Annotated in this window: 6 protein-coding genes; all 6 read right to left on the reverse strand. The window is 34.4% G+C overall.

From position 1 onward, the window contains the following. Nucleotides 1-79: 79 nt before the first annotated feature. The 6 genes from DW005_RS13150 to DW005_RS13180 all read right to left on the reverse strand — a co-directional run bounded on the left by DW005_RS13150 (nucleotide 80) and on the right by DW005_RS13180 (nucleotide 7,677). Nucleotides 80-1,258, reverse strand: coding sequence for a hypothetical protein (locus tag DW005_RS13150; protein ID WP_117480113.1), 1,179 nt, complete (start codon nucleotides 1,256-1,258; stop codon nucleotides 80-82). Nucleotides 1,259-1,264: 6 nt separating this feature from the next. Further along, the gene (locus tag DW005_RS13155; protein ID WP_117480115.1) at nucleotides 1,265-1,564 is read right to left on the reverse strand and encodes a hypothetical protein; all 300 of its coding nucleotides are present in this window, start codon (nucleotides 1,562-1,564) and stop codon (nucleotides 1,265-1,267) included. 525 nt (nucleotides 1,565-2,089) lie between these two features. Next, a complete protein-coding gene (locus DW005_RS13165; RefSeq protein WP_117480119.1) occupies nucleotides 2,090-3,256 on the reverse strand; it encodes a leucine-rich repeat protein in 1,167 nt (388 codons plus the stop codon). Nucleotides 3,257-3,351: 95 nt separating this feature from the next. Continuing rightward, complete coding sequence (locus tag DW005_RS13170; RefSeq protein ID WP_181975058.1) at nucleotides 3,352-4,515, reverse strand: leucine-rich repeat domain-containing protein; 1,164 nt, start codon at nucleotides 4,513-4,515, stop codon at nucleotides 3,352-3,354. Between the two features lie 25 nt (nucleotides 4,516-4,540). Then, nucleotides 4,541-5,587 (reverse strand): leucine-rich repeat protein, encoded by a 1,047-nt coding sequence (locus tag DW005_RS13175; protein WP_181975059.1) that lies wholly within the window; start codon nucleotides 5,585-5,587, stop codon nucleotides 4,541-4,543. Between the two features lie 77 nt (nucleotides 5,588-5,664). After that, entirely contained in the window at nucleotides 5,665-7,677 is a 2,013-nt protein-coding gene (locus DW005_RS13180; protein WP_117480125.1) for a S8 family peptidase, read from the reverse strand. Nucleotides 7,678-7,820: the final 143 nt, after the last annotated feature.

Consider the following 7,820-nt stretch of genomic DNA (forward strand, 5'->3'; position numbering starts at 1 on the left):
TGGCAGGAAAAATTTATATTTTTTCAATTGTCTACTTGACGGGAAGCAGTTCACAGCGGGACAGTCCCTTTGTTTTACATTATTTTTCCATCCTATTCTCACTTTTACATTTTTGTAGTTTTGTATTCATAACATACAAGCAAATAAATACTACTGCACTAACAATACCCACTACAATTCCGTAATTTTGTATCGTGCCAATCAATTTCATGCACAAAACACTTATCAGCAATACACAAATTTGAGCAATACCTATCTTCAAAAATGTTGTTTCTTTTTTCAGGAAAAGCAATAACATAAAAATTGAAATAAAATCAAACACAAATAAACCAATACACTGTGACACAGCATCTGCTTTTAATGTTTTTGAATAGAATAATTCCTGTTCCTTTTGATACACTTGTTGTAAATTATTTATTCTATGCAACATCGTTCCCAAGATAACACTCGACTGAATCAATAGTGCCACCACACCACCTGTTATGATATTTTTTGTTTTTGATGTTCTATCAAATGTACACAACAAGACTGCCATTATAATCAATTCCAAAATTGGAAAATCAAAATACCATGAATACTCACCTTTTAGCTGAAACATCTGCGAAAAAAGTTCTTGATTTTCCTTATTTCCAACTCCTAAAACCTTAATCATTGTATTAGACTGCCAATACTGTTGCAGTAAAGAGCGAACAAAACTGACAATCAAACTAAATCCTACAATTTTACAGAGGTTTAAGTTGTTGTTTTCCTTGATTTTTGTTCTTGCAATTATAATGCAGCAAATAATCAAACTCGCAAACAATATCCCTAATACCATTGCTCTGTCAGCAAAATACGTATTTGACACAATGTTAGCCTGTTTCGAATATTTAACACCACTAAGCAAAGCAAATATTTTTGCCAGTTGCTGCATCAAAGCAGTATTTTTCTCTGCAAGTGTTAAGATAAACAGCCACAGAACACCACATGTATTTAAAATAATCGTGATATAGGCTGCTTTTTTTGCGCTTTTATAATTACAAAAAGCCCCCACTACCGTTAAAATAGAAACTAAACTTAAAGCAAGAAAAAGCATCCATGTAATCTTACTAATACTATTCCAATATGCCCATGTAATACCCGCCGAACCATATGGGTCAAAAATCAACCTGCTTTCTTTCATCATGGCGTTAACATCACATAGCTTACTATAAAAAACACAAAAAATCATGGGTAGTAATAATACGGCATATGTCCATTTACTTTCTAACTTTTTCATTAAGTTTCATCTCCTTTCAATTTTGACCAAAACCAAATCGTTATAATTCCTCTCCTGTTCCAAGTTCACCCAAATCATATTTCTTGTTATAAACGCTTTTTCGTTTTCCGTTTCCTCACATTTCTGCCAATGATATTTTTTTAATACACCATTTTCAACATCAAAAGGAGAATCCTTTGTTTGTATCTTTGTTTCAGCAATTGATGATACTTTCATTTCATTATGTTTCTCCCCCTGTGAATTATTACAAGAAGATGCTTCAATAAAAAAAGTAAACATAATAAGCAAAAAGAAAACCTTTTTCATAATTAACACCCTTCTTCATCTAGATAACCATAGTCTCCCATTAAAGAGCACCCTGCCGACACTCCCCTTTTTTCGCTGCATCTCTATCCATGGCAGCACGGTCATCCTTGCCGTTGCTTCAGTCTGGTCATACATAATTGAAAACGACTTGTCAGATTAACAAAAATAAATATTCTGGCTGAAATTTTTCAATATACTCGGATAATTCAAACTCTGAAAGATTCTCATGTACAAGAATAGCTACAGTTCCTTTAAACAAACACCCAAGATAAAAGACAACAGATTCTATGTTGTTTCCCATCTCTATTACGACTAGCTGTCTAACGCTCAAATGTCTACCCACGTCGATTATTCTTTGCTTTAGTTCCCCATATGTAACCCGCCGCATGAAATCGTCCAGCAATGCGGCTTCCCTGTCTTTTGAATCTCCCCAAACCTTAATCGTTTCCTCCTCCTTTTACACATTTTAAAAACTTGATTCAATTATATCTTTTTTTCTTACTTTGTCAACAAATATTTTATTTTTCATCCTATTCTCACTTTTACATTTTTACATTTCCGAAACACCTTTTTATAATATGATTTTAGGTGTCTATTTACGTAAACGGTGACTTTAGACTGCAAATCAATGGCATCACAATTTACAAATTTAACTTTATTTTTCCCCGGTATATAAAGTTTCCTCAGGTACCCTTCCCTCACCGGCAGATAATTTCCATTTACATACCTCACATTTTTAGATAACGTAAATTTGTTAATATAGGAAGTACACCAGTATGTCTTTTTCGTAATCTTCTTAATACTTTTTGGTAATACCGGGTCTTTTGATTTATTTGCGTAATACAGTAATTCGCCTGTTTTTTTCAAGTAAACGAATCCATTCTCTGCCCCAAATACTTTATTCTTTTTGTGGATAAACACTTTTATGCCACGAGCCAGCGCACCGATGTTATTTGTAACTTTATGGCTCTCCGAATCGACAATTTGTCTCACTTTTGCATCTATAGTTATTGATTTTACTTTACCATAAATCAAATAAAGACTTTTACCATTTTTAGAATAAATTACATTCTTTTTAGCTTTAAATGTTTTATTCCCGGCAGCAATATTTACTTTTTGTAACTGATTGTCTTTGTAAAACACATTATGCTCCAATGCTGTTACAGACTGTGGCAAACTTACACGCTTAAGATTTTTCATGTGTGCAAATGTATTTTGACCAATAACTTTCACTCCCTCAGGTACAACAATTTTTGTAATATTTCTACCATCACGATAAGCCGGCGCACTCATTTTATCTTCCTCATAAGGAAATCTCTCAAAAATACTGCAATAATCCGCGTTAAAATCATATGCACCTATCTTTATAACTTTAATACCATTTATTTCAGATGGAATTCTCACCTCAACCGTATCTGCCGAAATCTTTATTCCGTTAATCCAAAATGCCTTTTTATCATTTGATAAAAAACCTGTATAATCTCCGCATTTCCAAACTTCATGACCCCATCCTCGAAATGTTTTTATTTTGTCCCATTCTTCTTTTTTCAGTTTGTCTCCTGCATCAGTCAATTCACCTAAAGACCTCATTTCAACGAACTGCATCTCCTGCGCAAATACTTGCGCTCCCGGCATGATAACTGACACCACCAAAACCATGGTTGCTAATGTTCTAATTATTCTTTTTTTCATAGTTATAGTCCCCCCTCACAGTAAATTCGCTGCCTCTATGTAAACAATACGATTGAGACAGCGAATAAGTTGCATAACACATTTACTAAAATTCATCAAACAATACTATAAGTAAAACCTTTACTTACCGCATACGACTGCATAAATGGATTCTTTTTTCCCTGCAAAATAAAATTTGTACAATTCTTAAACGGCTCCCACTTACCATCATAAGAATCATTTTCACTTCCTATTGCCGGATTCACCACAACATCAGGTAATACCACAGTCAAATTGTGGCACTCATAAAAATCCTGCCCCATTATACTATCTTTTGCATACACAACCTTTTTCAGGTAACGACAATTAGCAAAACACAAGCCGCCGCCATTTACACCAGCCGGAAATTCGTAAGAATCCTCCTGCTTCGCTGCCGGATAGCATTTCATATATGTTTTTTCTTTATCTTTATAATAAAGAACATCATTTACTGCATAATATCCGATTTCCTTTTTATCTGCCTTAAACTGTTTTAAATTTGTACAGCCGATAAAAGGAGTGTTAATTTGTTCCACCTTATCTCCAAGTGTCACCTTTTGAAGTTTCGTACTGTAAGCAAACGCATACAACCCAACATTAGAAATATTCTTTGCAAGCTCCACACTTCTTAAACCAGACGCAAAAAATGCCCCGTCTGAAATATAAAATAATTTTTTACCGTATGAAATCTTCTGCAAATATTTAGCATACTCAAAAGCCGCCTCGCCAATCTGCGTTGTCTTTCCCTGAATCGTATAAGACTTCTGAGTTCGCCCTGCCGGATAAACCAAAAGCGTCTTCTTGTTTTTTGTATACAAAACACCTTTAGCAGAGCAAAAATATTTATTTCCCTTTGCCACTTTGATATTTTTTAACTTACCGCATCCGGTAAATGGTGTAGAAAATATATTCTTTTTCTTAACGATATTTCCCCATGCATAATCTGCCTGTTTTTTTTCGATTGTTTTCAAGTACTTTGGTAATACAACCGTTTGAACCTTTGATGATTTCTTCCATACATTGGCACCGAGTGCTGTCACCTTTTTCCCTGCAATCTTGTTCGGAATCACAATTCGTTTCTGATTCTTACTGCATGAAACGATTTTAACCTGATTTTTTGTTATCTTGTAGGTAAACCCATTTTTTGTCTTTGCATCTGCCATTGTGCTGGCAGATGCAAAGGATAGCGTTAATACTAATGTTGTAAGTACTGTTATTTGGATTATCTTTCTTTTTCCCATATTTTTCTCCTCCCTTTTGTTATTCCTATTTATTTTTTCCGAAATCATATTTCCACTCCGGATGCTTTTTATTGTAAATCACTCCGCCTTTTACCACCAGTTTTTTGTTACCCTTTTCAAGTTTTATCTCTGTCAGCGACTTCCAATTTTTCATATAGTACACAGATGTAAATTTCTTTGGCACATAAAGTTTTTTCATAAAAATGTTATCCGGCACATAATCCATTGTTTGCACAGTCTTTGGGATTCTAAAACTTGTGTTCTTTTTACCCATTGGATACTCAAGCAATGTAGTCATTTTCTTATTGTATAAAACTCCATTCTTTGAGGCAAGCACCTTATTCTTTTTAGAAACACTTATTTTCTCAAGTTTTTCCGCATTTGCAAAACTTACATTCTTTGATTTTACGTTTTTTGAAATAGTCACAGATTTAAGGTTGTGAACATTCTCAAAGGCGTAATATCCAATCTTTCTGCATTTTGCCGGAATTTTATAGTTTTTCCCCAGTCTGTTTGCCAGGTACATAACTAATTTCTTTCCATCTTTTGAAAAAATAACATCATTTGAAACCTTGTAATACTTGTTATTTTTCGAAATAGAAACCTTCTTTAATTTTGGAAAGCACTGATTTAATTTTTCTTCAATGCAATTGCCCCAATCATGTGAATATGGCTTTACAAAATCGGAAGAAAATTCAATTTTTTCAATGCCCGTTTTATCTGCTGATTTCAAATAATCCCCGCCTGTAATTTTGTCATCCAGTTTGTCTCCTGTATCCGGCTTTGTCTTAAACGCAACATACTTGACTCCCTTTGCAAATTTCAAAACCTTCGCATTCTTAAACTGTGCGAGTTTTCGCATATCTACTGTTACACACTGTAATTCCGCAGTATTGCCTGAATTTGCTTTTCCCTCAATAACAACCGTACTCTGCCCCTTATAATCACTGTCGTTACTTCCCGTATATGTAAATTCAGCGCTTGTATTCTCCTGTGCAAAAGCTCGCGCTCCCGGCATGATAACCGACACCGCCAAACCAAAAGTTACTAATGTTCTAATTATTTTTTTCATACTTAGACCTCCTATTTGTAATTTATTCGCTGCCTCTATGTAAACAATACGATTTAGGCAGCGAATAAGTTGCATTTTTATTTAACATATGAAAAACTTGCTATGTTAAGTGCATCAAAAACAGCTTTATTGCTTTGATATGTATTTGAATTAACTGCATTTGCCATGGAAGAAATACTTGCCATTTTGAATTTATTTTTATGTATCGATGATGGAACAGCAAAATCTGCCACATAACCACGGTCATAAGAGTTCTTTTTTATTCGCGCAATTAATTTATTTGCTACATGCTTAGCAGCATTCAAACGTTCACTTCCCGCATAATCCCCAGATGTAACATGACCTTGTTTATCAGTCAATCTTGTATTATTAAATACAGCAGAGTGTGCAAATGAGTCTGTTGCTGTGTGTATTGCCATTCCATACAAAATGAGTGCTTTATTTCTTTGACTAATAGTATATTTCTCTAATACCTGTTTCCATGACAACTTTCCAACGCCTCCACCAATTGCATTCGCCAAGGCCTTATAATCCGCGGAATTAATCCAATTTCCCTGAGCTGGATCTGCATAATTCTTTTGTGTTGCATAAACCACTGCCATCTTTGATAGCATGACATAACAAGCAATATAATTCACATAAACATTTTTATCTGTTGTTATATGGGCATGATATCCATGAAACTGAGGATGCGCTCCTTTTCCATTAAGTCCTGTTGACGCACTGTCTTGTAATGTTGCTCCCTTTTTCAACACCTTCAGATCATCACCTGTTAATTTTGTCGCAAAACTTAAATGTGTATTTCCTTCCCATCTTCCCTCAACAATATCAACGTCATCAAAAGTTTCTAAATCATGTTCATTAACAGAATCAATCTCTAAATTATCGGATACATTCTGTGATTTTTTCAATTCTTCATACTGTTTTTTTAATTCATCATAATGACTAAGCGCATACTGAAGATCTACAATACCATTTCCGTATTTTGTTTCATCTCCCAATTTCTTAGCTGTAACACAAAGCAAATACTTAATAAAATCCGCAGATACATTCTTATCCTGTTGCCATAAAACAGATGCAATTCCCGTCACATGAGGTGCAGCCATACTAGTTCCACCAGAAGCCATAACTCCTTCAAATGCTGAAGTTGATAAAATCTGTTCTCCCGGTGCTACAAGATCAAGCATATTTCCGATAGAACTTGCTTCACTCACCTTTCCGTCCGGACCAATTGAACCAACTGCAATTGTCTCTTTAAACGCAGCCGGATATTCAATTTTACCACCATTTCCAGCAGCAGTTACAATCAAAATTCCATTCTGTTTAGCTCTTTTTACTGCTTCATGCAATGCAGAAGAGTATGAACTAACCCCTAAACTCATATTAATAATATTAACTTGCTTTTCAACCGCCCAATCAATTGCTTGAATCACTCGACTGATAGGCGCTTGATTATTTCTATCCAGTACTTTAGCCGAATACAGTTCTACATTATCGTTAATTCCTGTAATACCTACCTGATTATCTTTTGCAGCAATAATTCCGGCAACACTCGTTCCATGACCGCTTCCATCTTCATATAAAACAGAAACTTTATCTTCATCCGGAACAAAATTTTTTCGTTCAGCAACTTGAATATCATCCGAATAATCAATTCCGGAATCAATAATTGCTACCTTTATTTTATCCTTTACTACAGTTTCCGTTTCTTCATTTGCATGAATCATTTTCAAATTCCATTGCTCGTCTGTCAAGTCGAAATTCGTTTTTTTCCCAAAGCCATGCATGACCTTATCTTTCTCAACAACAAGATTCTTTTCCTTTTCATTTAACTCTTTTGCTTCTTGCGTCGTCAAATAAATCGTTGATACACTATCTGTATTTTCTACTGCAGATGTTTCTGCAATTGAATATTTATGCTCAACCTCATCCAATTTCTCTTCTGAAGATGCCTGAATCATATAAATCTGTTTCTTTTCACCCTGTTCTTTTGCTTTTACATTATTCATGTTACCTGAAACATTACCAATCAAAAGTGCTAATGAAAGCCCTAGTGATAATGACGTGGATAATACTTTTTTGTTTTTCATTTTACACGTTCTCCTTTTTCCTTTACAATATTCTATCTGTATAATATAATTAACTTGTTACTTTATGTATGCGTTCTTTTCGATATTCCACTACCATATGAAAAGAACGCTTTTTTCAATCATTACTCTGTAAATCATATCTG

The organism is Clostridium sp. AF36-4 (genome assembly GCF_003435975.1).
GTDB lineage: Bacteria > Bacillota > Clostridia > Lachnospirales > Lachnospiraceae > Eubacterium_F.